Origin of the sequence: Streptomyces sp. NPDC002566 (assembly GCF_042889585.1) — a bacterium.
GTDB lineage: Bacteria > Actinomycetota > Actinomycetes > Streptomycetales > Streptomycetaceae > Streptomyces.
In genome coordinates this window covers 310,271-335,344 of sequence record NZ_JBIARD010000002.1, presented here as the reverse complement: position 1 = coordinate 335,344, position 25,074 = coordinate 310,271, and the positions used below count along the sequence as shown (strand labels likewise).

Annotated in this window: 21 protein-coding genes; 16 read left to right on the top strand and 5 right to left on the bottom strand. The window is 72.9% G+C overall.

All coding sequences use genetic code 11. The features are described 5' to 3' along the window. Positions 1-162: 162 nt before the first annotated feature. Positions 163-1,005 carry an oxygenase MpaB family protein gene (locus tag ACFYXA_RS08710; protein ID WP_389029861.1) on the top strand — a complete coding sequence of 281 codons (843 nt, stop codon included), beginning with the start codon at positions 163-165 and terminating at the stop codon, positions 1,003-1,005. Between the two features lie 12 nt (positions 1,006-1,017). On the opposite strand, the gene ACFYXA_RS08705 is transcribed toward ACFYXA_RS08710, so the two are convergent. Beyond that, complete coding sequence (locus ACFYXA_RS08705; protein WP_389029857.1) at positions 1,018-1,869, bottom strand: NUDIX domain-containing protein; 852 nt, start codon at positions 1,867-1,869, stop codon at positions 1,018-1,020. 153 nt (positions 1,870-2,022) lie between these two features. After that, positions 2,023-3,678: an ABC-F type ribosomal protection protein Car(A) gene (car(A), locus tag ACFYXA_RS08700; RefSeq protein WP_389029854.1), complete on the bottom strand. Its 1,656-nt coding sequence runs from the start codon at positions 3,676-3,678 to the stop codon at positions 2,023-2,025. 382 nt (positions 3,679-4,060) lie between these two features. On the opposite strand from car(A), the gene ACFYXA_RS08695 reads away from it, so the two are divergent. The 5 genes from ACFYXA_RS08695 (at position 4,061) to ACFYXA_RS08675 (ending at position 9,300) form a co-directional block, all read left to right on the top strand. Beyond that, complete coding sequence (locus ACFYXA_RS08695) at positions 4,061-4,519, top strand: PPOX class F420-dependent oxidoreductase (RefSeq protein WP_389029850.1); 459 nt, start codon at positions 4,061-4,063, stop codon at positions 4,517-4,519. Positions 4,520-4,575: 56 nt separating this feature from the next. Further along, the gene (locus tag ACFYXA_RS08690; protein WP_389029847.1) at positions 4,576-6,180 is read left to right on the top strand and encodes a phytoene desaturase family protein; all 1,605 of its coding nucleotides are present in this window, start codon (positions 4,576-4,578) and stop codon (positions 6,178-6,180) included. A 72-nt stretch (positions 6,181-6,252) separates the two neighbouring features. Then, positions 6,253-6,444: a DUF2795 domain-containing protein gene (locus ACFYXA_RS08685; RefSeq protein ID WP_389029844.1), complete on the top strand. Its 192-nt coding sequence runs from the start codon at positions 6,253-6,255 to the stop codon at positions 6,442-6,444. A gap of 124 nt (positions 6,445-6,568) precedes the next feature. Then, positions 6,569-7,678 carry an NAD(P)H-dependent flavin oxidoreductase gene (locus ACFYXA_RS08680; RefSeq protein WP_389029841.1) on the top strand — a complete coding sequence of 370 codons (1,110 nt, stop codon included), beginning with the start codon at positions 6,569-6,571 and terminating at the stop codon, positions 7,676-7,678. After that, positions 7,675-9,300 carry an acyl-CoA synthetase gene (locus tag ACFYXA_RS08675; RefSeq protein ID WP_389029838.1) on the top strand — a complete coding sequence of 542 codons (1,626 nt, stop codon included), beginning with the start codon at positions 7,675-7,677 and terminating at the stop codon, positions 9,298-9,300. The genes ACFYXA_RS08680 and ACFYXA_RS08675 overlap by 4 nt, the downstream gene beginning before the upstream one ends. 91 nt (positions 9,301-9,391) lie before the next feature. Here the strand turns inward: ACFYXA_RS08675 and ACFYXA_RS08670 are convergent, their stop codons facing one another. Continuing rightward, positions 9,392-11,881 (bottom strand): penicillin acylase family protein, encoded by a 2,490-nt coding sequence (locus tag ACFYXA_RS08670; protein ID WP_389029835.1) that lies wholly within the window; start codon positions 11,879-11,881, stop codon positions 9,392-9,394. 155 nt (positions 11,882-12,036) lie between these two features. On the opposite strand from ACFYXA_RS08670, the gene ACFYXA_RS08665 reads away from it, so the two are divergent. Continuing rightward, positions 12,037-13,533, top strand: coding sequence for an acyl-CoA synthetase (locus ACFYXA_RS08665; protein WP_389029832.1), 1,497 nt, complete (start codon positions 12,037-12,039; stop codon positions 13,531-13,533). A 75-nt stretch (positions 13,534-13,608) separates the two neighbouring features. After that, positions 13,609-14,457 (top strand): alpha/beta fold hydrolase, encoded by an 849-nt coding sequence (locus ACFYXA_RS08660; protein WP_389029829.1) that lies wholly within the window; start codon positions 13,609-13,611, stop codon positions 14,455-14,457. A 49-nt stretch (positions 14,458-14,506) separates the two neighbouring features. On the opposite strand, the gene ACFYXA_RS08655 is transcribed toward ACFYXA_RS08660, so the two are convergent. Next, entirely contained in the window at positions 14,507-16,117 is a 1,611-nt protein-coding gene (locus ACFYXA_RS08655; protein WP_389029826.1) for an acyl-CoA synthetase, read from the bottom strand. A gap of 165 nt (positions 16,118-16,282) precedes the next feature. On the opposite strand from ACFYXA_RS08655, the gene ACFYXA_RS08650 reads away from it, so the two are divergent. From ACFYXA_RS08650 to ACFYXA_RS08615, 8 genes are all read left to right on the top strand, one after another. Next, a complete protein-coding gene (locus ACFYXA_RS08650; protein ID WP_352248491.1) occupies positions 16,283-17,083 on the top strand; it encodes a crotonase/enoyl-CoA hydratase family protein in 801 nt (266 codons plus the stop codon). Positions 17,084-17,092: 9 nt separating this feature from the next. After that, the gene (locus ACFYXA_RS08645; RefSeq protein ID WP_389029823.1) at positions 17,093-18,034 is read left to right on the top strand and encodes a Zn-ribbon domain-containing OB-fold protein; all 942 of its coding nucleotides are present in this window, start codon (positions 17,093-17,095) and stop codon (positions 18,032-18,034) included. Beyond that, positions 18,031-19,119 carry a thiolase domain-containing protein gene (locus tag ACFYXA_RS08640; RefSeq protein ID WP_352248495.1) on the top strand — a complete coding sequence of 363 codons (1,089 nt, stop codon included), beginning with the start codon at positions 18,031-18,033 and terminating at the stop codon, positions 19,117-19,119. Before ACFYXA_RS08645 ends, ACFYXA_RS08640 begins: the two co-directional genes overlap by 4 nt. Then, positions 19,116-20,282 carry a thiolase domain-containing protein gene (locus tag ACFYXA_RS08635; RefSeq protein WP_352248497.1) on the top strand — a complete coding sequence of 389 codons (1,167 nt, stop codon included), beginning with the start codon at positions 19,116-19,118 and terminating at the stop codon, positions 20,280-20,282. Before ACFYXA_RS08640 ends, ACFYXA_RS08635 begins: the two co-directional genes overlap by 4 nt. A gap of 82 nt (positions 20,283-20,364) precedes the next feature. Beyond that, positions 20,365-20,607: a DUF397 domain-containing protein gene (locus ACFYXA_RS08630; RefSeq protein WP_352248499.1), complete on the top strand. Its 243-nt coding sequence runs from the start codon at positions 20,365-20,367 to the stop codon at positions 20,605-20,607. Between the two features lie 180 nt (positions 20,608-20,787). Continuing rightward, on the top strand, positions 20,788-21,699 hold the full coding sequence (locus ACFYXA_RS08625; protein ID WP_389029817.1) for a universal stress protein: 912 nt from the start codon (positions 20,788-20,790) through the stop codon (positions 21,697-21,699). Positions 21,700-21,734: 35 nt separating this feature from the next. Further along, on the top strand, positions 21,735-22,337 hold the full coding sequence (locus ACFYXA_RS08620; protein WP_389029814.1) for a CGNR zinc finger domain-containing protein: 603 nt from the start codon (positions 21,735-21,737) through the stop codon (positions 22,335-22,337). Positions 22,338-22,416: 79 nt separating this feature from the next. Beyond that, positions 22,417-22,914, top strand: a complete 498-nt coding sequence (locus ACFYXA_RS08615) for a hypothetical protein (protein ID WP_351089562.1) — start codon at positions 22,417-22,419, stop codon at positions 22,912-22,914. A gap of 47 nt (positions 22,915-22,961) precedes the next feature. Here the strand turns inward: ACFYXA_RS08615 and ACFYXA_RS08610 are convergent, their stop codons facing one another. Then, positions 22,962-24,935, bottom strand: a complete 1,974-nt coding sequence (locus ACFYXA_RS08610; RefSeq protein ID WP_389029810.1) for an N-acetylmuramoyl-L-alanine amidase — start codon at positions 24,933-24,935, stop codon at positions 22,962-22,964. Positions 24,936-25,074 lie beyond the last annotated feature (139 nt).

Sequence of the window (25,074 nt, the reverse complement as noted above, 5' to 3'; positions counted from 1 at the left end):
TCTCACCAGGGTGCGGTGTGAGGAGGATGCGCCTGCGGCGCGTGACACCGCAGGCTTTGTCCATATTTTATAGCTTTCGGCACGGTCGATGGATCGTGCCCCCTGGCGGTGCGCGAGCCGCTGACCCTGTCGTCCACCGCAGGGCCTCGCCATACTGCCCCTATGACGGCCGACCCGGGGTTGTTCACCCCCGCGAGCGTGACCTGGCAGCTGCACGCCGACCCCATGATGTGGGTCGCCGGGATCCGCGCGCTCTACCTCCAGGCCCTGCACCCCCGTGCCATGCGCGGCGTCATGGAGAACTCCGACTTCCGCGAGGACGCCTGGGGCCGGCTCATGCGCACCGCGAACTTCGTCGGCACCACCACCTACGGCACCACCGAGGCCGCCGAGAAGGCCGGCGCCCGCGTCCGCAGGATCCACCGCATGCTCTCCGCTACCGACCCGGACACCGGCGAGCGGTACGGCGTCGACGAACCCGAGCTGCTGCTCTGGGTGCACTGCGCCGAGATCGACTCTTATCTGCACGTCCTGCGCCGCTCCGGCTACCCCCTCACCGACGCGGCCGCCGACCGCTATCTGGCCGAACACCGGGTCAGCGCCCGCCTGGTGGGCCTCGACCCCGACGCGGTGCCCGCCGACCGGGCGGACATGGCGGCCTACTTCGAGAAGATGCGCCCCGAACTCGCCGCCGGCGCCGACGCCCGCGCGGTCGACGACTTCCTGCTCCGCCCGCCGGTGCACCCGCTGCTCGTCCCGGCCCGCGCCCTGCTGTGGCGGCACGTGGCGCGCCTGGCCTACGACTCCCTTCCGCCGTACGCCCACGAGCTGTACGGCAGAAGCGCCCCGCGCCCGGCCGCCGTCACCCGGCGGCTGCGCGCGACCGGCGCCCTCCTGCGCGCCGTACCGGCACGCGTGCGGTGGCAGTTGCCGCCCAAGCACGTCCTGCGCGCCATGGCCCGCCTCGGCCCCGACGCCCGCCCCGCCCCGAGCAGAGCCCGGTGACCGGCCCAGCCGTCACCTCCAGCCCGACTCCGTGTACAACCGCCCGTCTCGGATGCCGTCGAGCGCCGCCCGGGTGTAGTCGACCAGCGGTTCCGGCAGCGCGTCGAGGGGCCACCAGTCCCAGCTGACGCACTTGTCGGGCTCCAGCACGCGGGGCTCGCCCGCCCATTTCCTTGCCCGGAAGACGAGTTGAAGGCGGGGCCGGGTGCCCGGCGTGTGCTGGAGATGGACAATGTGCGCGAACTCGACGTCCTCCGGAGCGATCACCAGTCCGGCTTCCTCCCGGGCCTCCCGGATCAGACAGGACACCGCCGACTCCCGCTCGCAGTGTCCGGCCAGGAAGTGGTGCTCGAGGGGCGCGAAGGCGGAGTCGGAGTGGCGCAGGCCCAGCAGGACCTCGCCGTCGCGCTCCAGTAGAAGGTGCACGCCGACGATGTTCGCCACCGCACCCGCGCCGTGCGTGCGCTGCGGCGGGACCGGTGCGCCGTCGGCCCGGTGCCGGGCGAGCACCTCCGCCGCCCACGGCGCCATCGTCAGCCGGGCGGTCGTCGCGAGGTCGAAGAAGGCGAACATGATCCCCTCGGTGACCGCCAGCCGCGACGGGTCGCCATCCCAACTGCCCAGGAAAACCCGGGTGTTCTCGATGACGGTGAAGGGCGTCAAGCCGTCGGCGACGATCCCCGCCTCCTCCATGAGCTCCCGCGCGACGCCCTCCCGCGGTGTCTCGTCCCCCTCCAGTGCGCCGCCCGGCAGCGACCAGACACCGGGGTCGGAGATCGGCTTGTGCGCGTCGCGCAGATGGAGCAGGTACTGCCCGCGCCGGTTCACCAGGAGTGCGGCGGTGTGAGTGGGCTCGGTGTCCACGCTGTCCCCTTCGTTCGCGCGTGCGCGCCTCGCACGGACCGGGCGGCTCCTTGCGAAGTCGCATGTCTTCGACGGCACTTGAGGTCACGGTGATCGTATGCGAGCGGAGACGAGCGCCGGCGGCAGATGAACCGCCAGCTACGGCTCCGCCGATCAGGCGGGAGTGAACTCGGCGACGTGTCCGTCCCGCAGCGTCAGGTGGGCGCCGGCGAAGCGGGACCGCATACGCCGGTCGTGGGTGACCACCACGACCGTGCCCTGATAGCCGGTCAGCGCCTCCTCCAGTTCCTCGACGAGCGCGGGCGACAGATGGTTGGTGGGTTCGTCCAGCAGCAGCAGGTCGACCGGCTCGGTCACCAGCCGGGCGAGTTCGATGCGCCGCCGCTGCCCGTAGGACAGGTCCTGCACCCGATGCCGAAGGTCGTCCGGGCTGAACAGCCCTAGGGAGAGCAGTGCCTGCGTGTGTTCGTCGACGTCGCCGACCCGTCCACTGCTGAACGCCTTGAGGACGGTCATCCCCTTCTGCCACGGCGCCTGTTCCTGCCGCAGGTGTCCCACCCGGCCCGACACCTTCACCGAACCGCTGTCGGGCGCCAGCTCCCCGGAGAGCACCCGCAACAGCGTCGTCTTGCCCGCCCCGTTGGGGCCGGTGATCAGCAGACGTTCACCGGGCCCGAGGCGCAGAGAGTCGATGCCGAGCCGGTCGCCGACCCGGACGCCGGTGAGTTCGGCCACGGTCTCCAGGGTCTGTGCGGCCTCGGTGGTGATCTCCGCGGTGAAGGTGAGCGGCTCGGGCGGCGGCGCGACCGCGTTCTCGGTCAGCCGCTCGACCCGTTCCTTGGCGTTGCGGATCCGCACCATCGCCCCGTGGCCCCGCCCGCGCATGCGGAACTGCCCGGCGCCGAAGACGGCGAAGGGCAGCTTGCGCGGAATGGCGTCCAGGCGCGCCACGTTGGACGCGATCAGCTCGCGGCTGCGGTCCAGTTCGGCGCGCCACTGCTCGTACTCCAGCAGCCTGCGTTGCCGTTCGGCCGCCTTGGCAGCCAGGTAGCCCTCGTAACCGTTGCCGTAGCGCATCACCTTTCCCGACTCGATCTCCAGGATCGTGGTGGTGAGCCGGTCGAGGAAGAGCCGGTCATGGGTGACCGCGACGACCGTGCCGCGGTGCTTGCGCAGGTGTTCCTCGAGCCAGGCCACCGCCCGGTCGTCCAGGTCGTTGGTCGGCTCGTCCAGCAGCAGCAGCTCGGGTTCCGAGGCCAGCGTGGCCGCCAGGGCGAGGCGCGACCGCTCGCCGCCGGACAGGGTGCCCAGCCGCCGGCCGCGTTCCAGCCCGGGCAGGCCGAGCCCGTGCAGCGCGATCTCCACCCGGGAGTCGGCCTCGTAGCCGCCGCGGGCCTGGAACCGGTCGACCAGCGCGGCGTAACTCTCCAGGAGGCCGGTGAGTTCGGGGTCCTGGTCCCCCTGGCAGGGCCGCTCGGCCAGCTGGGCTTCGGTCCGGCGCATGCCCTCCTCCAGCTCCCGCAGATCTGCCAGGGCCAGATCGACGGCGTCCTGGACCGTGGCATCCGACGGCAGCTCGAGTGTCTGGGCCAGATAGCCGACGCCACCGGGCGCGACCACCGTCAGCGCACCGTTGTCCGGCTGTTCCCGCCCGGCGATGAGCCTCATCAACGTGGACTTGCCGGAACCGTTGTCCCCGATGACGCCGACCTTCTCGCCCGGCTTGATGGTGAAGCCGATCCGGTCGAGTACGACGTGGTCCTGGTAACGCTTGGTGATGTCATGCAGGGCGAGTTGCGCTGTCGACATGCAGCAGTCCTCCTGATCAGCACGGGGTCGAGTGATGTCGCCGCGCACACAGCAAAGCGTCAGGAACCGCAGGCAGTCGGAGAATTCAGACTGTCAGGATCGGTTCCGTCCGGCGGAAACAGCGCATGGCGAAGGAATCGCAGCGCGTCCGTCTCCTCAGGCGTGCACGGCCGGACGCGGTGACGGAGCCAGGCTCGACGTCCCACGCCCTTGTGAACCGCACGTACTGATCACAGGGAACCCATAGCGCCACCGTAGACGACACGAAGCTGCACCAGCAACCGGTCAGGCCGGAGCCGCGCGAGAGCCGGGTCCGCGGAAGTGGGGACGGGGCTCACAGCGTGCGCGAAATAGTAGGACGGCCAAGGATGTTGATCACGTCATGACTCAAGGACAAGCGCCTCGCACCCTGTCCGACGAAGCCCTCTCCGACCTGCTCGGCAAGCAGCAGTTCGGGACGCTCGCCACCGTCAAGCGCACCGGCCATCCGCACCTGACCACCATGCTCTACAGCTGGGACCCCGAAGCCCGCATGGTGCGGTTCTCGACGACGGCCGACCGGGTCAAGGTCGGGCATCTGCGGCGTGACCCGCGTGTGGCGCTCCATGTGCAGGGTGGCGACGTGTGGTCGTTCGCCGTCGCCGAAGGCGAGGCCGAGGTCTCCGAGATCACGACGGTTCCCGGCGACGCGGTCGGTCGGGAACTGCTCGCGATGATCCCGCAGGCCGCGAAGCCGGAGAACGAGGACGCGTTTCTGGAGCAGTTGGTCGCCGAGCGCCGAGTGGTCATCCGGCTGAAGGTGGACCGGCTGTACGGAACGGCACTCGACATCAACGGCTAGGACGAAGCGGGTGTGCACCCCTGGCCGTCCTTGATCGCCTCGTGTTACCAAGAACCATGCCTGCTCACGAGGGACCCGATCGCGCTCCGCGTCACGACCGCCGCGCCTACGACGCCGTCATCGTCGGCGGCGGCCACAACGGGCTGGTCGCCGCCGCCTACCTGGCGCGGGCCGGGCGGTCCGTGCTGGTGCTGGAACGGCTCGGGCACACCGGCGGCGCCGCCGTCTCCACCCGCCCGTTCGCCGGGGTGGACGCCCGGCTGTCGCGCTACTCCTACCTGGTCAGCCTGCTGCCGCGGAAGATCGTCCGCGACCTCGGCCTGGACTTCCGCGTCCAGAGCCGCACGATCTCCTCGTACACGCCCGTGGAACGGGGCGGGCGGCCGACCGGACTGCTCGTGGGCGGCGGCGAGGAGCGCACCCGGGAGGCGTTCGCCCGTCTGACCGGCGGCGAGCGGGAGTACACGGCCTGGCAGCGCTTCTACGGCATGACGGCGCGCGTCGCCGAACGGGTCTTCCCGACCCTCACCGAACCGCTGCCCACCCGGGAGGAGCTGCGCCGGCGCGTCGACGACGAGGAGGCCTGGCGGGCCCTCTTCGAGGAGCCGGTCGGCACGGCGATCGAGGAACGCTTCACGGACGACCTGGTGCGGGGCGTGGTCCTGACCGACGCGCTGATCGGCACCTTCGCCGACGCCCACGACCCCTCCCTGAAGCAGAACCGCTGCTTCCTCTACCACGTGATCGGCGGCGGCACCGGCGCCTGGGACGTGCCCGTCGGGGGCATGGGCGCCCTCACCGACGCCCTCGCGACCGCCGCCCGGGACGCGGGCGCCGTGATCGCCACCGGCCACGAGGCCGTGAGGATCACCACCGACGGCCGCAGCGCCGAGGTCGCCTACCGCAGCGCCGACGGCGAGGGCGTCGTCGCCGCCCGGCACGTCCTGGTCAACGCCTCCCCGCAGGCACTCGCGGCCCTCACCGGCGACGAGCCGCCCGCCCCCGCCGAGGGCGCCCAGCTCAAGGTGAACATGCTGCTCAAGCGGCTGCCCCGGCTGCGGGACACCTCCGTGGACCCGCGCGAGGCCTTCGCCGGCACCTTCCACATCGCCGAGGGCTACGAGCAGCTCGCCGCCGCCCACGCGCAGGCCGCCGCCGGCTCGCTGCCGGCCGCGCCGCCGTCCGAGATCTACTGCCACTCCCTGACCGACCCCGGCATCCTCGGCCCCGACCTGGTCGCGCGGGGCTACCAGACACTGACGCTGTTCGGACTGCACACCCCGGCCCGCCTCTTCGCCCGGGACAACGACGCCGTCCGCGAGGAACTGCTCGGGGCCACCCTCGCCCAGCTCGACGCCCACCTCGCCGAACCCCTCGCCGACTGCCTGGCCACCGACGCCGACGGCCGCCCCTGCATCGAGGCGAAGACCCCGCTGGACCTCGAACACGACCTCGGTCTGCCCGGCGGCAACATCTTCCACCGGGAACTCGCCTGGCCCTACGCCCAGGAGGGCGCCGGCCGCTGGGGCGTGGCGACCCGGCACGCCAACGTCCTGCTGTGCGGCGCGGGCGCGGTGCGCGGGGGAGGGGTGAGCGGGGTCCCTGGGCACAACGCGGCGATGGCCGTGCTGGAGGGGGGAGCGGACCAGGGAGATGACTGACGCATCGCAGGGGCCGGGGAGGGGTACTGCGGCAGGTCGGACATCCGACCCCACCTATGACAGGAGGCTGTCATGGCGGACCTCAACCCCATCGATCTGCAAAAAGCCCTCAGTGGGATGGACTACCCGACGGACAAGCAGCACCTGGTGGAACGCGCCCGGCAGAACAAGGCCGACGACAAGGTGGTCAGGCGCCTCGACCACTTGAAGCAGGACCACTTCGACGGGCCGAACGAGGTGCAGAAGGCCGTCTTCAACGAGTAGTCGCACCTGCGGGATCCGCCCGCTCCGGCCGGAGGGCCGGGGCGGCGGGCCGGTCCGAACAGAAATCTGACGGAGCATCAGGAAAGCTCTTCCGTCGTCCGGGCGGCTGCGGCATCCTGCGCCCATGCAGACGGAGCTGAGCAACCAACTCGGAGTCGAGCATGCCGTCTTCGGCTTCACGCCGTTCCCCGCCGTGGCCGCGGCCATCAGCCGCGCGGGCGGTTTCGGCGTGCTCGGCGCGGTCCGCTACACCGCCCCCGACGACCTCAAACGCGACCTCGACTGGATCGAGGCGCACGTCGACGGCCGCCCCTACGGCCTGGACGTGGTCATGCCGGCGAAGAAGGTCGAAGGCGTCACCGAGGCCGACGTCGAGGCGATGATCCCCGACGGGCACCGGCAGTTCGTGCGGGAGACCCTCGCCAAGTACGGGGTGCCCGAGCTGCCCGAGGGCGAGGCGTCCGGGTGGCGCATCACCGGCTGGATGGAGCAGGTCGCCCGCAGCCAGCTCGACGTGGCCTTCGACTACCCGATCCGGCTGCTGGCCAACGCCCTCGGCTCCCCGCCCGCCGACGTCGTGGCCCGCGCGCACGAACGGGACGTGCTGGTCGCCGCGCTCGCCGGCAGCGCCCGGCACGCGGAGAAGCACAGGGACGCCGGGATCGACATCGTCGTCGCCCAGGGATACGAGGCCGGCGGCCACACCGGTGAGATCGCCTCCATGGTGCTCACCCCCGAGGTCGTCGACGCCGTCGCCCCGCTGCCCGTGCTCGCCGCCGGAGGCATCGGCAGCGGCCGGCAGATCGCCGCCGCCCTCGCCCTCGGCGCGCAGGGCGTCTGGCTCGGCTCGCTCTGGCTCACCACCGCCGAGGCCGACCTGCACTCGCCCGCGCTCACCCGCAAGCTCCTCGCGGCCGGCTCCGGCGACACCGTCCGCTCCCGCGCCCTCACCGGCAAGCCCGCGCGTCAGCTCCGCACCGACTGGACCGACGCCTGGGACGCCGCGGACGGACCCGGCACCCTCCCGATGCCCCTCCAGGGACTGCTGGTCGCCGACGCCGTCTCGCGCATCCAGAAGTACGAGGTCGACCCCCTGCTCGGCACGCCGGTCGGCCAGATCGTCGGGCGGATGAACGAGGTCCGCAGCGTCCGGGCCGTCTTCGACGACCTCACCCGCGGTTTCGAGCAGGCCGTCGACCGCGTGAACCGCATCGCCGGAGGGAGCGGCCAGTGACGAACACACAGAACACACAGAACACACCGAGCACACCGAACGCAACGACCACGCCGAACACGCCGGGTACGCCGAGCGCGCCCCCCGCCGGCTTCTGGGCGCAGGCCGCCGCCGACCCCGACCGCGTCGTCCTGATCGCGCCGGACGGCGAGGAATGGACCGCCGGGCGGCTGCACTCCGACGCCAACCGCCTCGTGCACGGTCTGCGCGCGGCCGGCCTCGAACGCGGCGACGCCTTCGCCGTCGTCCTGCCCAACTCGACGGAGTTCCTCACCGCCTACCTCGCGGCCACCCAGGCCGGGTTCTACCTCGTCCCCGTCAACCACCATCTGGTCGGCCCCGAGATCGCCTGGATCGTCTCCGACTCCGGTGCCAAGGTCCTTCTCGCCCACGAGCGTTACGGCGAGCAGGCCGCCCGCGCCGCCGACGAGGCCGGCCTGCCCGCCGGCCACCGGTACGCCGTCGGCGAGGTCGACGGCTTCCGCCCGTACGCCGAACTCCTCGCCGGGCAACCGGAGTCGGCGCCCGCCGACCGCACGCTCGGCTGGGTCATGAACTACACCTCGGGCACGACCGGCCGCCCGCGCGGCATCCGCCGTCCGCTGCCCGGCAAGCCCCCCGAGGAGGCGTACCTCGGCGGCTTCCTCGGCATCTTCGGCGTCCGGCCCTTCGACGACAACGTGCACCTGGTCTGCTCGCCGCTGTACCACACGGCGGTCCTCCAGTTCGCGGGCGCGTCCCTGCACATCGGCCACCGTCTCGTCGTCATGGACAAGTGGACCCCCGAGGAGATGCTCCGCCTCATCGACGCCCACCGCTGCACCCACACGCACATGGTCCCCACCCAGTTCCACCGCCTCCTGGCCCTCCCCGAGGAGGTGCGCGCGCGGTACGACGTCTCGTCCATGCGGCACGCCATCCACGGCGCCGCGCCCTGCCCGGACCATGTGAAGCGGGCCATGATCGACTGGTGGGGCGACTGCGTGGAGGAGTACTACGCGGCCAGCGAGGGCGGCGGCGCCTTCGCCACCGCGGAGGACTGGCTGAAGAAGCCGGGCACGGTCGGCAAGGCCTGGCCCATCAGCGAACTGGCGATCTTCGACGACGACGGCGAGCGGCTGCCCCCCGGCCGGCTCGGCACCGTGTACATGAAGATGACCACGGGCGGCTTCAGCTACCACAAGGACGAGGACAAGACCCGCAAGAACCGCATCGGCGACTTCTTCACCGTCGGCGACCTAGGCTGCCTCGACGAGGACGGCTACCTCTTCCTCCGCGACCGCAAGATCGACCTGATCATCTCGGGCGGCGTCAACATCTACCCCGCCGAGATCGAGTCCGCCCTCCTCGCCCACCCCGCCGTCGCCGACGCGGCAGCCTTCGGCATCCCGCACGACGACTGGGGCGAGGAGGTCAAGGCGGTCGTCGAACCGGCCCCCGGCCATGAACCCGGCCCGGCCCTCGCCGCCGCCCTGCTCGCCCACTGCGCCGAGCGCCTCGCCGGCTACAAGCGCCCCAAGACGGTCGACTTCATCGCCGAGATGCCCCGCGACCCCAACGGGAAGCTCTACAAGCGCCGCCTGCGCGAGCCGTACTGGGAGGGCCGCGACAAGGCCGTCTGAGACACCCCGGCCGTCCAGGGGCGGTACGACGCGGGGGTTGACCCTTCTGGCCGGGGGCGGGCGGCGTGATCCGCCCGCCCCCGGCCCGGGGTCAGCGGCGTTCTCCCGCCCACACCACCCTCAGCGCCGGCGAGCGCAGGATGTCCCGCTCGCAGAACCGGGACGTCACCCACTTCTGCGCCGAGAACAGCCGGGTCTGGTCGGCGTGATGCCGCGAGGCGGGGTTCGACGACTGGGAGTACGTCAGCAGCGTCCGGGCCACCGGGCAGCGGCTGCCGTCCCAGCCGACAGCCTGGATGTAGCTGGAGCCGGTCGACACCTCGGTGTAGCCGCCGCCGGCCGGATTCCACACCGCCTCGACCTTGTTCCACACGCCGAGCCCCTCGGTGCCGCCCGGCACCGGGACGCGCTGCCCGCCGCGTACGACGAACTGGTGGTCGCCGAGCGGCGCGTCGAGCGGGATGCGCGCCGCGCGCAGTTCGGCGACCGCGTCCGCGAGAGCCGAAGTGAAGGCGGGCGAGCCGGTGTTCAGCGTGTTGGGGGTGCGGACCGGGTCAGCCGCGGAGAACGGGACCTTCCACTGCTGGGCCACCGGGAACTTCCGCCAGAAGCGGTCGAAGAGCAGCGCGCCCCGGCTGCCGGGGTCGGTGGTGCGGTCCCAGGCGGCCAGCACCGCGCACGCCTCGCCCACGTCGACCGTCTTGCCGTCGCTGCCGGTCGCCGTGCCGCCCGGCAGCGCCGCGCACGCCTTCGCCGCGTCGGCCGCGGCCAGTTCGCCGGCCGGCGCCCGGTCGGCGAACTGCTGCCGCTGCAGGTCCGCCACGGTGAGACCGCCGCGCCGGGCCAGCGCCGCGACGTCCTCGATCGCGCCCCGGGTCCGCAGCGAGCGGACGGTGCCCGTCGTGCCGAAGACGCGTTCGTAGCCCGTGAGCGGCCGGTCCGCGTTGGCGAGCCAGGCGCTGTCGTTGGAGTTCTCCGCGTACGGGGCGTCGGTCAGTGTGGGCAGCTTCGCCGGCCCGAAGACGCCCGGCTCGACCGCGTCGGCGTCACGGCCGAGCGCGCAGTCGCCGCGCGAGCCGTCGAGGACCGCCACCCCGGACGCCGGATAGGTCACCCTGCCGAGCGGGGTGGAGCAGCGCTGGGCCAGCTCGTCGGTGATACGGGGCAGCACCTGGGACTGGGTGAACAGGGTGTGGCCGCCGGAGTCGGCGGCGACGGTGTTCACCCATGGCAGGCCCTGGGTGCGGCGCAGCGAGGCCAGCACGTCGGCCGTGCCGCGGGCCGTGCTGAAGCCGAGCGCGGTGTCGGAGGCGCGCAGGTTGGTGGCGTTGGGGTCGTTGAGCGCGTAGGCCGTGGTGGTGCTCCAGGGCAGCGGCAGGGCGGGCCCGAGACCGGTGACGACCGGGCCGTACCGCGTCCACCACTGCGTGCGGGTCACCGGCGGCCCGTCCTGGACGGGGACGGTCACGGTCCGCCGTGTCATGCGCTCGGACGTGCCGCCGACCAGGTACGCCGTCGGGTCGGCCGGATCCAGCGTCAGCTGGTGCAGGTTGAGGGGGACGCCGGTGGCCACGGTGTGGCTCCAGGCGACGCGGTCGTTGTGCCCGATGGACACGGTCGGCGTGCCGAGCAGCGAGGCGCCCGCGACGTTCAGCCGGCCCGGGATGGTCTGCTGGGACTGCCAGAAGCGGCGGCCGCCCTGCCAGGGGTAGTGCGGGTTGCCGAGCAGCAGGCCGCGGCCGTTCGCCGTGGTCGCGCCGCTGAAGGCGACCGCGTTGGAGCCCATGTCGGCGGTGTCGGAGGCGAAGAGCTCGGCGGCGGCGCGGGCGGCTGCCCCGGCGTCGGGAACCGCGGCGGACGGGGCGGCGCCGGAGGCGGTGGGCGGCTGGGCGGTGGTGATGCCGTCGACGGCGCGGCCCTGACCGCCGAGGACGGCGAGCGCGTAGCCGCGCGCGGCCACGTCGAGCGTGGTGATCGGACGCACCCACGCGGCGTCCTTGCAGGCCGGGTCGGTGATCCGGTTCTGCCGCAGCCAGGCGTTGTAGCCGGCGGCGAAGCCCCGCATCAGGTCCTTGGCGGCACGGCTCGGGCCGGCGGGGGCGGGCCGGGCGAGCAGGCGCTCCACCGTGCCGGCCTCCCGCACCCCGCGGAAGTACAGGTCGCTGGAGAGGTTCCGGGCGGCCGAGGAGAGCGAGGAGTCGGGCGCCGCGTCGGCGCCGAAGTACCGTGACCGTTCCCCGCGCACGGTCACGAATCCGTCGGCGAGCACGCATATCTGGTCGGCGGCCTGCGCCCACCCGGTGCCGAAGCCGAGGCTCGCGTGGTCGCGCGCGAGGATGTGCGGGATGCCGTACTCGGTGTAGCGGATGACGGCGGACAGACCGCCCGAGGAGTGGCGTTCCGGCCGGTCCGGCGCGGCCTGCCGCTCGGCCGCCGACGCGGGCAGGGCCGCGGTGGCGGTGAGCAGCGCGACGGCGGCGACGGCGAGCCTTCCGGCTCGGGAGCGGGTGAACGGTCTCGCGCGGGCGCGGGGCGATCGCTTCGCACGCGTGTGAGCCGGACGCTTCGTGCGGATACGCATGGTGCCTCCCAACTGTGTTGAGGGAAAGGGCGGTTGAGCGTACCAACGGGTATGTCCGGTGTCAGTGCGTCCTGCCGGGACACGACCGGGTCCCGCCGGACGCCGGCCGCGCCGCGACTTGACCCGTCCCGGCCGGCGTCCGAGGATCTTGTGCCATGACCCCCGGACACGGCAGTACCGTCGACGGCGTGCTGCGGCGCAGCGCCCGCCGTACCCCGGCACGCGTCGCGGTCGAGTACCGCGACCGCACCTGGACCTACGAGGAGCTCGACGAGGCGGTCTCCCGCGCTGCGAGCGTCCTGCTCGGCCGGGGCCTCGCCCCCGGCGACCGGGTCGCGGCCTACGGCCACAACTCCGACGCCTACCTCGTCGGCTTCCTGTCCTGTGCCCGCGCCGGGCTGGTGCACGTCCCCGTCAACCAGAACCTCACCGGCGACGACCTCGCCTACATCCTCGGCCAGTCGGGCAGCTCCCTGGTCCTCGCCGACCCCGACCTCGCCGGCCGGCTCCCCGACGGCGTCCCCACCCTGCCGCTGCGCGACGCCGAGGGCTCGCTGCTCGCCCGGCTCGCGGAGGCCGCCCCGTACGACGGCCCCGAACCGCGCAGCGAGGACCTGGTCCAGCTGCTGTACACCTCCGGCACGACGGCCCTGCCCAAGGGCGCGATGATGACCCACCGCGCCCTGGTGCACGAGTACCTCAGCGCCATCACCGCCCTCGACCTGAGCGCCGGCGACCGCCCCGCGCACGCGCTGCCGCTCTACCACTCGGCGCAGATGCACGTGTTCCTGCTGCCCTACCTCGCCACCGGCGCGACGAACGTCATCCTCGACGCGCCGGACGGCGACACGCTCCTCGACCTCGTCGAAGCCGGCCGCGTCGACAGCCTCTTCGCCCCGCCCACCGTGTGGATCGCCCTCACCAACCGCCCCGACTTCGCCGACCGCGACCTCGGCGGGCTGCGCAAGGCCTACTACGGGGCGTCGATCATGCCGGTGCCCGTGCTGGAGCGGCTGCGTGAGCGCCTTCCCAAGCTCGCCCTCTACAACTGCTTCGGCCAGAGCGAGATCGGCCCGCTCGCCACCGTGCTGGCCCCCGAGGAGCACAATGGCCGCCTGGACTCGTGCGGGCGGACCGTGCTCTTCGTCGACGCGCGCGTGGTCGACGACAAGGGCGAGGACGTCCCCGACGGCGAGCCCGGCGAGATCGTCTACCGCTCCCCGCAGCTCTGCGAGGGCTACTGGGACAAACCCGAGGAGACCTCGGCGGCCTTCCGTGACGGCTGGTTCCACTCCGGGGACCTCGCCGTGCGCGACGCCCACGGCTTCTTCACGATCGTCGACCGGGTGAAGGACGTCATCAACTCCGGTGGCGTCCTGGTCGCTTCACGGCAGGTCGAGGACGCGCTGTACACGCACGAGGCGGTCGCCGAGGCCGCGGTGATCGGGCTGCCCGACGAGAAGTGGATCGAGGCGGTCACCGCGGTCGTCGTCGCGCGCGGCGAGGTCACCGAGGACGAACTGGTCGCCCACGCCAAGGAGAAGCTGCCCGCCTTCAAGGCGCCCAAGCGGGTGCTGTTCGTGGACGAACTCCCGCGCAACGCCAGCGGCAAGATCCTCAAGCGTGAACTCCGTGAACGGTTCGCCCGGTAACGGGTGAGGCCGGTCCGACCGGCGTGCCACGCAACCGCGTTGCGCGCGGACCGGGCCTGCGGTGAAGATCGGCGCATGCCGACCTTCACCGCGTCCGACGGAACCGAACTCGCCTACCACGTCCGGGGCGAGGGCGAGCCGCTCGTCGTCCTGCCCGGCGGCCCCATGCAGGCTTCCGAGTACCTGGGGGACCTGGGCGGACTCACCGCGCACCGCCGGCTGATCCTGCTCGACCTGCGCGGCACCGGCGACTCCGCCGTCCCGGCGGACCCGGCGACCTACCGCTGCGACCGGCAGACAGACGACGTGGAAGCGCTCCGCGTCCGGCTGGGGCTGGACCGCATGGACCTGCTCGCCCACTCGGCGGGCGGCAACCTCGCCCTGCTGTACGCGGCCCGGCACCCCCGGCGGGTGGCCCGGCTGGCGCTCGTCACGGTCATCCCCTGGGCCCTGGGCCGGCCTGCCACGCCCGAGGAACGGCTGGCGGCGGCGCTGCTGCGCAAGGACGAGCCGTGGTTCGAGGACGTCTTCCCGGCGTTCCGGGCCTGGCTCGCGGGCGAGGAGGTGACCGACGAGGAGTTCGCGGCGTTCGGCGGCTTCTTCTACGGCCGCTGGGACGACACCGCCCGCGCCCACGCGGCCGGCATGGAGGCGCGGGCCGACGTCGAGGCGGAGGAGCGCTTCCACGGGCCCGGCGCCTACGACCCGCCCGCACTGCGCGCCGCCCTCGCCGAGGTGACCGCCCCCGCACTGGTCCTCGCCGGCGGCGCCGACGGCGGCCCGTGCCCCGCAGTCGCCCGCCTCCTCGCCGACGCCCTGCCGAACGCCGAACTCGCCGTCCAGCCCGGCGCTGGCCACTACCCGTGGCTGGACGACCCGCGATGGTTCACCCGTCGTACGGCCGCTTTCCTGAACGCCGCCTGAGCGCCCACCGCGCCGGCGGGCCGGCCGCAGCCCCCGCGTCCGCCGGCGCTCAGTGGTCCGACGCCGCTGCCACGTCCCGGGCCCAGCGGTAGTCCGCCTTGCCGCTGGGGGAGCGGCGGATGAACTCCGTGACGACCAACTGGCGGGGGATCTTGTAGCCGGCGAGGCGGGTGCGGCAGTGGGTCTGGATGTCCTCCAGTGAGGGCGACCGCGCGCCGCCGCGCAGCTGCACCACGGCCGCCACATGGTTGCCCCACGTCGGGTCGGGGACGCCGGCGACCAAGGCGTCGTACACGTCCGGGTGGGCCTTGAGCGCCTGCTCGACCTCCTCCGGGTACACCTTCTCGCCGCCGGTGTTGATGCACTGCGAGCCGCGGCCGAGGACGACGACCACGCCGTCCGCGTCGACGGTGGCCATGTCGCCGAGGAGCACCCAGCGCTCCCCGTCCTTCTCGAAGAACGTCTCGGCCGACTTCACCGGGTCGTTGTAGTAGCCCAGCGGCACGTGCCCGCGCTGCGCGACCCGACCCACCTCACCGGGCGCGACCGGCTCGTGCGTCACCGGATCGACCACCTGGGTACGGGAGTTGACGCGGACGCGGAATCCCCGCTCGGGACCGGAGTCGTCCGTCGCCGTGCCGTTGAAACCGGACTCCGAGGAGCCGAAGTTGTTCAGCAGCATCGCGTTCGGCATGAGCGCCCGGAACTGGCGGCGGACCGTGTCCGACATGATCGCCCCGGACGAGGAGACGTTGAACACCGACGAGCAGTCCACGCCCTTCATCGGCCCCTCCAGCGCGTCGATCAGCGGCCTGAGCATGGCGTCGCCGACCAGGGAGATGCTGGTGACCTTCTCCTTCTCGATCGTCCGCAGCACCTCCTCGGGCACGAACTTGCGGTGGATGACGACGCGTTGACCGAAGTTGAAGCCGATGAACGCGGTCAGCGTGGACGTGCCGTGCATCAGCGGGGGAGTGGGGAAGAAGGTGATCCCGGACCCGCCCGCCGCCACCCGCTCGGCGAGCTCCTGGGGCTTCCTGACCGGCTCACCGGTCGGCGCGCCACCGCCCAGACCCGCGAAGAACAAATCCTCCTGACGCCACATCACGCCCTTCGGGAGCCCGGTCGTGCCCCCGGTGTAGATGATGAACTGGTCGTCCCCCGAGCGCTCCGGGAACCCCCGATCGGCGGAGCCGCCCGCCTCGGCCTCCGCGAACGGCACGGCGGTCACGCCGCCCACCGACTCGCCCACCCGGATCAGATGACGCAGCGCCGGGGTCTGCGGCAGCGCCCCCGCCACCCGGGGGGCGAACTCCGCGTCGAAGACGAGGGCGACCAGGTCCGCGTCCCGATAGAGGTAGACCAACTCCTCCTCTACGTAGCGGTAGTTGACGTTGACCGGCACGATGCGCGCCTTCAGGCAGCCGAGCACCGTCTGCAGGTACTCGATGCCGTTGTAGAGGTGCAGCCCGAGGTGCTCGCCGGGGCGTATCCCGCTGTCGAGGAGATGGTGACCGATGCGGTTGGCCGCCGCGTCCAGCTCGGCGTACGTCAGCCGGCGCTCCGCGCCCGTGCCCGGATGGTCCACGTAGACGAGCGCCTCACGCTCCGGCACCACGTCGGCCACCGACTCGAACAGGTCGGCAAGGTTGTACTCCACCGCTCCTCCTGACCTCGCTGCCCCTCGTTCGCCGGTCATCAGAGCAAAGGGCGCGGCAAGTGGGAAGGGCCCGCGCCAATAAATCTGACTGTGTGTCAGAAAACCCTTGAAGTGCCTCACCGCCTCCTGCAACCTGTTCTCGTTCTGTCAGAGGGGAGATGGGTGATGGGCGGTACGGAACACCTCACCGTGCGGCGCGAGGGCGCCACACTCGTGCTCACGCTCAACCGGCCCGAAGCGAAGAACGCGCTCTCGATCGCGCTGCTCGTCGGCCTGTACGACGGCTGGCTGGAGGCCGACGCGGACGACACGGTCCGCTCGATCGTCCTCACCGGCGCCGGCGGCTCGTTCTGCGCCGGCATGGACCTCAAGGCCCTCGCCGGCAAGGGCATGGAAGGGGAACGGTACCGCGACCGGCTCAAGGCCGACCCGGACCTGCACTGGAAGGCGATGCTGCGCCACCACCGCCCCCGCAAGCCCGTGATCGCCGCCGTGGAGGGCCACTGCGTGGCGGGCGGCACCGAGATGCTCCAGGGCACCGACATCCGCGTCGCGGGAGAGTCGTCGACCTTCGGCCTCTTCGAGGTCAGGCGCGGCCTGTTCCCGATCGGCGGCTCCACCGTCCGCCTCCAGCGCCAGATCCCACGCACCCACGCCCTGGAGATGCTGCTCACCGGACGCCCGTACAGCGCCCGCGAGGCAGCGGACATCGGACTCGTCGGCCATGTCGTCCCCGACGGCACGGCCCTCACCAAGGCCCTGGAGATCGCCGAACAGATCAACGCCTGCGGCCCGCTAGCCGTCGAGGCCGTCAAGGCGTCGGTGTACGACACCGCCGAGATGAGCGAGAGGGACGGCCTCGCCGCCGAACTCGCCCGCGGCTGGCCCGTCTTCGACACGGCGGACGCCAGGGAAGGCGCCCGCGCCTTCGCCGAGAAACGACCGCCCGTCTACCAGCGTGCCTGAGGAGTCCCCGTGCCCGAAGTGCTCAAAGCGCCCCTGGTCGTCGAGTTCCCCTTCACCCGCTCCCTCGGCCCCGTCCAGAGCGCCTTCCTGACCGGCCTGCGCGAACGCGTCGTCCTCGGAGTGCGCACCGCCGACGGCCGCACCCTCGTCCCGCCCGTCGAGTACGACCCCGTCACCGCCGAGGAGATCGGCGACCTCGTGGAAGTCGCCCCCACCGGCACGGTCACCACCTGGGCCTGGAACCACGAGCCCCGCCGAGGCCAGCCCCTCGGCACCCCCTTCGCCTGGGCCCTCGTCCGCCTCGACGGCGCCGACACCGCCCTGCTGCACGCCCTGGACGCTCCCGGGCCCGACGCGGTCCACACCGGCATGCGCGTACGGATCCGCTGGGCCGAGGAGCGCACCGGCGCCATCACCGACATCGCCTGCTTCGAACCCTACGACGGCGAAGCGGCCGAACCCGACGGCCACACGGGCGAGTTCGACGACCGGGTCACCGGCGTCGTCGCCCACGCCCGCCTCGACTACACCTACTCCCCGGGCCGCGCCCAGAGCGCCTACATCGCCGCACTCTCCGAACGCCGCACCGTCGGCGAACGCTGCCCCTCCTGCCGCAAGGTGTACGTCCCGCCCCGCGGCGCCTGCCCCACCTGCGGCGTCCCCACCGCCGAACAGGTCGAGGTCGGCCCCCGCGGCACCGTCACCACCTTCTGCATCGTCAACATCAAGGCGAAGAACCTGGACATCGAAGTCCCCTACGTCTACGCCCACATCGCCCTCGACGGCGCCGGCCTCGCCCTGCACGGACGCATCGGCGGCATCCCCTACGACCAGGTGCGCATGGGCCTGCGCGTCGAACCCGTGTGGACGGACGGCGGCCGTTACCCCGACCACTACCGGCCCACCGGCGAACCCGACGCGGACTACGACGCCTACAAGGAGCTGCTATGAACCCCTCGGACGCGGCCGTCCCCGAGGAAGCGCCCGGCGTCCGCGACATCGCCGTCGTCGCCTTCGCCCAGACCGACGTCCTGCGCACCACTGACGAGCTGTCCGAAGTCGAGATGCTCATGCCGGTCCTGCACGAGGTCCTGGACCGCACCGGCCTGAAGACCGCCGACATCGGCTTCACCTGCTCCGGCTCCAGCGACTACCTCGCCGGCCGCGCCTTCTCCTTCACCCTGGCCCTCGACGGCGTCGGAGCCTGGCCCCCGATCTCCGAGTCCCACGTCGAGATGGACGGCGCCTGGGCCCTGTACGAAGCCTGGACCAAACTGCTCACCGGCGACGCGGACACCGCCCTCGTCTACTCCTACGGCAAGTCCTCACCCGGCTCGCTGCGCGACGTCCTCACCCGCCAGCTCGACCCGTACTACGTCGCCCCCCTGTGGCCCGACTCCGTCGCCCTCGCCGCCCTCCAGGCCCAGGCCCTGATCGACGCCGGCGACGCCGACGAACCGGCCCTCGCCGAGATCGGCGCCCGCAGCCGGCGCGCCGCCACCCTCAACCGCCACGCCCAGTCCAGGGGTTCGGCCCCCCACGGCGACTACGTCGTACGGCCCCTGCGCACCGGCGACTGCCCGCCCGTCGGCGACGGCGCCGCCGCCGTGATCCTCGCGGCCGGCGACCGGGCCCGCGAACTGTGCTCCCGGCCCGCCTGGATCCGCGGCGTCGACCACCGCACCGAGGCCCACTCCCTGGGCGTGCGCGACCTCACCGACTCGCCCTCGGCCCGCCTCGCCGCCGAACGCGCCGGCGCCTTCGAACGCCCCGTCGACACAGCCGAGTTGCACGCGCCGTTCACCTCACAGGAGATCGTCCTGCGCAAGGCGCTGCGCCTCGACGACAGCGTGCGCGTCAACCTCTCCGGCGGCGCCCTGGCCGCCAACCCGATGATGGCCGCCGGACTCGTCCGCATCGGCGAGGCCGCCGCCCGCATCCACCGCGGCGAGTCCGACCGCGCCCTCGCCCACGCCACCTCCGGCCCGTGCCTGCAGCAGAACCTGGTCGCCGTACTCGAAGGGGATCCGCGATGAGCAAGGAACCCGTGGCCGTCGTCGGCATCGGACAGACCAAGCACGTCGCCGCCCGACGGGACGTCTCCATCGCCGGCCTGGTCCGCGAGGCCGCCCGACACGCCCTCGACGACGCCGAGTTGACCTGGGCCGACATCGACGCCGTCGTCATCGGCAAGGCGCCCGACTTCTTCGAGGGCGTCATGATGCCGGAGCTGTACCTCGCCGACGCCCTCGGCGCCGTCGGCAAACCCATGCTGCGCGTCCACACGGCCGGCTCGGTCGGCGGATCCACCGCGCTGGTCGCCGCGAACCTCGTCGCCGCCCGCGTCCACGCCACCGTGCTGACCCTGGCCTTCGAGAAGCAGTCCGAGTCCAACGCCATGTGGGGCCTGTCCCTGCCGGTCCCCTTCCAGCAGCCCCTCCTCGCCGGCGCCGGCGGCTTCTTCGCCCCCCACGTGCGCGCGTACATGCGGCGCAGCGGCGCGCCCGACAGCATCGGCTCCCTCGTCGCCTACAAGGACCGCCGCAACGCCCTCAAGAACCCCTGGGCCCACCTCCACGAACACGACATCACCCTGGAGAAGGTCCAGGCGTCCCCCATGCTGTGGGACCCGATCCGCTACTCCGAGACCTGCCCCTCCTCCGACGGCGCCTGCGCCATGGTCCTCACCGACCGCGCCGGCGCCGCCCGTTCACCGCGGCCGCCCGCCTGGATGCTCGGCGGCGCGATGCGCAGCGAACCGACGCTCTTCGCCGGCAAGGACTTCGTCTCCCCGCGGGCCGGCCGCGACTGCGCCGCCGACGTCTACCGCCAGGCCGGCGTCAGCGACCCGCGCCGCGACATCGACGCCGCGGAGATCTACGTACCGTTCTCCTGGTACGAGCCCATGTGGCTGGAGAACCTCGGCTTCGCCGACGAGGGCGAGGGCTGGAAGCTCACCGAGGCCGGCGTCACCGAGCTCGACGGCGACCTGCCCGTCAACATGTCGGGCGGCGTGCTCTCCACCAACCCCATCGGCGCCTCCGGCATGATCCGCTTCGCCGAGGCGGCGCTCCAGGTGCGCGGCCAGGCGGGCGAGCACCAGGTGGACGGGGCGAGGAAGGTACTCGGCCACGCCTACGGCGGCGGCTCGCAGTTCTTCTCCATGTGGCTCGTGGGGGCGCGGCCGCCCGTGTCCTGAAAGGTCCCCCTCAGGTGCTCTGTCGGGGTCGGTGACCGGTCGCTAGGCTGGCCGCGGACGACGAACCGGGAGGAGCACGGACGTGGCCGAGAGCACCATCCAACAGCAGCCGTTCGCGAGCTGGGACAAGCCGGAGCTGGATCTCAGCAGGGCCGAGTGGCAGTCCAGCAGCCGGGGCCGGGGGGATGTCCAGATCGCCTTCGTCGAGGGGTTCGTCGCGATGCGCAACAGCGGCCGCCCCGAGAGCCCGTCCCTGATCTTCACCCCCGCCGAGTGGGGCGCGTTCGTGTCGGGGGCCCGGGAAGGGGAGTTCGACCTCACCTGAGCGAGCCCGGCAGCCCCGCCGAGCCATGTCGGAAGCCGCCCCCGGACCCGCCGCGACAGGCCGAACCGGCGGTGTTCCGCCGCCGATTCCGGACACGCGACCCACGCGACCCCGCCCGCGCCGCACGCTGGGCCAGGCTGGGCCCAGCAGGACGAAGGTCGTATCCCGGAGGTGAGGGCCATGAGCACCCTGCCGGTCGTCGCGGCGGTCGACGGCTCCGACGACAGCTGGCGCGCCCTGGACTGGGCCGTCGAGGCCGCACGCCGGCGCGTGGCGCCGCTGCGCGTGGCGCACGTGCGCCAGTACGCCGTCTGGACCCCGCCCGGCGGCCCGGTCGTCATGCCCCCGCCGCCGGACGGCGACCCGGTGCTCGCCGACGCCCGCGCCCGCCTGGAGGGCCGGCCCGGCCCGACGGGAACCGAGTACGTCGGCCTGGACGGGGCGCCGGGCGCGCTCCTGCCCGGACTGGGCGCCGAGGCGGAACTGCTGGTGCTCGGCTCCCGGGGGCGGGGCGGCTTCGCGCGCCTGCTGCTCGGCTCCAACGGCATGAGCGCCGCCCGTGACGCCGAGTGCCCGGTGGTGATCGTCCCCCGGCCGGACCGCGACGTCGACGGGCCGGAACAGGAGCCCGGGCCCCGCGTGGTCGTCGGCCTCCACGTGGACAGCCCCGACGACGCCGCGCTCGCCTTCGCCTTCACCGAGGCCGCCCTGCGCGAGGCCCGCCTCCAGGTGGTCGCCGCCTACCCGTGGCCCGTCCAGACCTGGGCCGCCCCCGGCGAACTCCAGGCGCCGCCCGTGGACCAGGACGTCGTCGAACGCGAGACCCGCGCCCTCGCCGAGGGCTTCCTCGCCGCCCACCGCGACCGCTACCGGGGGGTCCGGGTGGAGCCGTGGCCGGTCCCCGGCGACGCGGCCGCCCACCTCGTCGCCGCCTCCAAGGACGCCGCCCTGGTCGTCGTGGGCCGGCACCGCCGCCGCCTCTTGGCCCCGGCCCGCATGCTCGGCTCGGTCACCCACGCGGTCCTGCTGCACGCGGCGAGCCCGGTCGCGGTGGTGCCGCCCGCCCCCGCGGAGGAACGAGACACCTCTTGAGGCTAATGGCACACGCGGGGCCTATCATTAGGCGCATGCCGCCCGCGCAGCCCGCCGACACCCGCCTCGCCCTGGACCTCGCGCTCACCGTCCGGCACGACGGCCACGGCGGGATCGCCGACGACCTCGCCGGCCCCGAAGGCCTCGCCGCCTGGATCCGAGGCCACGCCGACGACCTCCCGGACACCGCAGGGCACCTCCCCGACGCCGGCGACCTCGCCGCCGTCCGTGACGTGCGCGCCGCCGTCCGCGCCCTCTTCGCCCACGCCGTGCGCCCCGGCGAGCCCAGCCCCGCGGACGCCGCCCGGCTGCTGCCCGTGCCCGAGGCCCTCGACCGCCTCAACACGGCAGCCGCCCGTATCCCCACCGTGCCCGTCCTGCACTGGACGCCGGACGCCGGCCCCGTGAGCGACCGCCGCCCGGCGCCCGGCGCCGGCGACCTCGCCGGCGCCCTCGCCCAGGCCGCCATCGCCTTCCTGACCGGCCCCGACCGGCACCGCCTGCGCGCCTGCCACGCCCCCCGCTGCGTGCGCTACTTCCTCAAGGACCACCCCCGCCAGGAGTGGTGCAAACCGTCCTGCGGCAACAGGGCGAGAGTCGCCCGCCACCACGAACGCCACAAGCAGCCGGCGACCTGACAGCCGACGCCCGCTTCGAACCGGATCGCGCGCCGCTCCTACCGCGCCACCGCCGGACGGCACCCCGTACCATTGCGGCATGTCGTTCCTCCGCCGCCGCAGCGCCACTCCCGCCGGGCCCGACTTCGACGTCCTGGCCATGGATCCGGGCGACTGGCCCGGCAACCTCGGCGCCGGCCTGCTGCCCGCCCCCGACGGCACCTGCCAGGGCGTCTTCCTGCGCTACGACCTCTTCGGCGGCCGCGGCCCCGCGATGATCATCGGCAACCTCCCCGAGGGCTCCCCGGCCCGGGACGTCGAGGAGGGCGAGGTGCCCTTCGAGGTGGCCCAGCTGCTGCTCGCCCTGGAGAACGACGAGGAGGTGACCGTCGTCGGCACCGAGGACATGCCGGTGATGCAGGGCGACAACCTCCTGATCGTGCGCCGCCTCAAGCTCTCCGAGAGCCGCATTTCCTGCGTGCAGTTCGACCGCAGCGACAACGTCCTCGTCACCATCGCCGCCTGGGACCGCCCCATCACGGACGACCTGTACGCGCTGCTGAAGCCGCTCCCGGCGGAGCTCTTCCAGCAGGGCTGAGCACCCGCCCCGCCGTCCGTCACGGGCCGGGCGCTCACGCCGGACGGCTACGAGGCGGACGCCGTCACGTCCGCCGCGCGGACGAACGCCACCCGGTGCCCGAACTGGATCTCGTAGTACTCGTCCTTGCCGACCACCACCTTGTGCGTGTCGGTGGCGAAGCCGACCGCGTAGTAGTACTCGCCCGGCACCTTGTCACCGACCACGTACTGCTGGCCCTTCGGCAGCCGGTACGGCAGCGGCGACACCGCCTGGACCGGCACCCCCGCCGGATAGGCCGACGCCTCCGGGTAGGCCCTTCCGTAGACCGGCACACTGTCCAGCCCCGCCTTCGGCGTCACCACCACGCCCTTCGCGGGCACCGCCGTCGGCTGCGCCGGCGGGTTGCGGAACCAGGCCTTCTGCCCGAGGTACCAGATCGCCGTCCAGTCGCCCCACCGCTCGGCGACCGCGTACTGCTGACCGGTGGAGACCCGCGAGGAGATGTCGTTCACCCCGGTGCCCGGCACGGTGCCCAGGCCCGCGTCCTGGATCAGCGGGGACTTCTCGTCGTGGTCGGAGTGCAGCCGCACCTCGCTGGAGCCGTGCGCCGCGCACGGCTCGTCCTTGGTGACGCAGCCCGTGAAGACCGGCCGGTTGGCCGCGTAGTCCGGACGGATCGTCACCACAGCGCTGTTCCGGCGGGCCGTGGCCTTCACCGGACGGCCCAGCAGCTCGAAGTAGTGCGCCCAGTCCCAGTACGGCCCCGGGTCGGTGTGCATCCCCGGCACCGCCGCCGACGTCGGACCGGGCACGTTGGAATGGCCCAGGATGTGCTGCCGGTCCAGCGGAATGCCGTACTTGTCCGCCAGGTACGTCACCAGACGGGCCGACGCGCGGTACATCGCCTCCGTGTACCAGGAGTCCGGATTGGCGAGGAACCCCTCGTGCTCCAGGCCGATCGACTTGGCGTTGACGTACCAGTTGCCCGCGTGCCACGCCACGTCCTTCGCCTTCACGTGCTGGGCGATATGGCCGTCGGTGGAGCGCAGCGAGTACTGCCAGGACACGTACGTCGGGTCCTGGACCAGGTTGATGACTCCTTCCCAGCCGCCCTCGGTGTCGTGGACGACGATGTACTTGACCGACTGGGACTCCGGGCGGTCGCCCAGGTCGTGGTTGCCGTAGTCGTTGTCGCCGAACTGCTGGTACGGCGCCGGGATCCACTCGCAGGACACGCCCGCCGGACACTCGGTGCCCTCGGTGGCGGCCGCACGCAGACCGGCCTGCCTCAGCTGCCCCTTCTTGGGCGCCATACGCGGCTGCGGCGACAGGGCGACCCGCTGCCCGGCGTCGGTGGTGCGCTCCTCGCCGGTGCGGAGCACGTCGAACACGTCGTCGGCGTACGCGGCGGCCGTCCCGCTGTCCTCGGCGCCGGAGAAGCCGGCCACCGCGCCGTACCAGTCCGCCGGGTCGGCGCTCAGCGGCGCGCCCAGGTCGCGCTGGGCGAAGGCGAGGAGGGCGGCGCCGCCGGTGATGTTGGCCGCCGGGTCGGTGCGCAGCCGCTCCAGGCTCATGCCGGTGAGCTCGGCGGCCTTGACGAGCGTGCGCAGCCGCGCCGGGAGGTCGACGGCGTCGACGTGGGCCGGGCGCGGTCGCAGCGCCGGGCGGGCGTCGTCGCCGCGTGAGTCCTCCCTGCCCTCGCTGTGGTGCGGGGCCTCGGCGAGGGCGGTGCGGGCGTCGGTGAGGTGCATCGGCCCGTAGCCTCCGGTGACGCTGGGCGCGCCGCTGTGCGCGTCCCAGCGGGACTGGAGGTAGGAGACGGCGAGCAGCACGCTCTGCGGCACGCGGTACTTCTCGGCCGCGGCGGCGAACGCCTGCTGCAGCGTGTCCGGGGAGGCCGCGGCGGGGGAGGCCCGGTCGGGGGCCGGACCGGCGCCCAGCAGGGGCATGAGCAGGGCCGCCGAGGCGACGGCGCCGGCGGCTCTTCGGGCGCGTCGTTGTCCGGCGGGGGTGTGGGGGGCGGGGACGGATCCTCGCAATGCGGCCTCCTGGGACGGGCGAGCGGGGCGGGGCGTGCGGGGCCGAACGTGCGTCAGTCGTACCGGCTTGCCGACGGTCCGTCAATCATGCCCAAAGGAGGACGCTTTCCCTTGTCAAGGGGGTTCGGGGCGTTTCGCG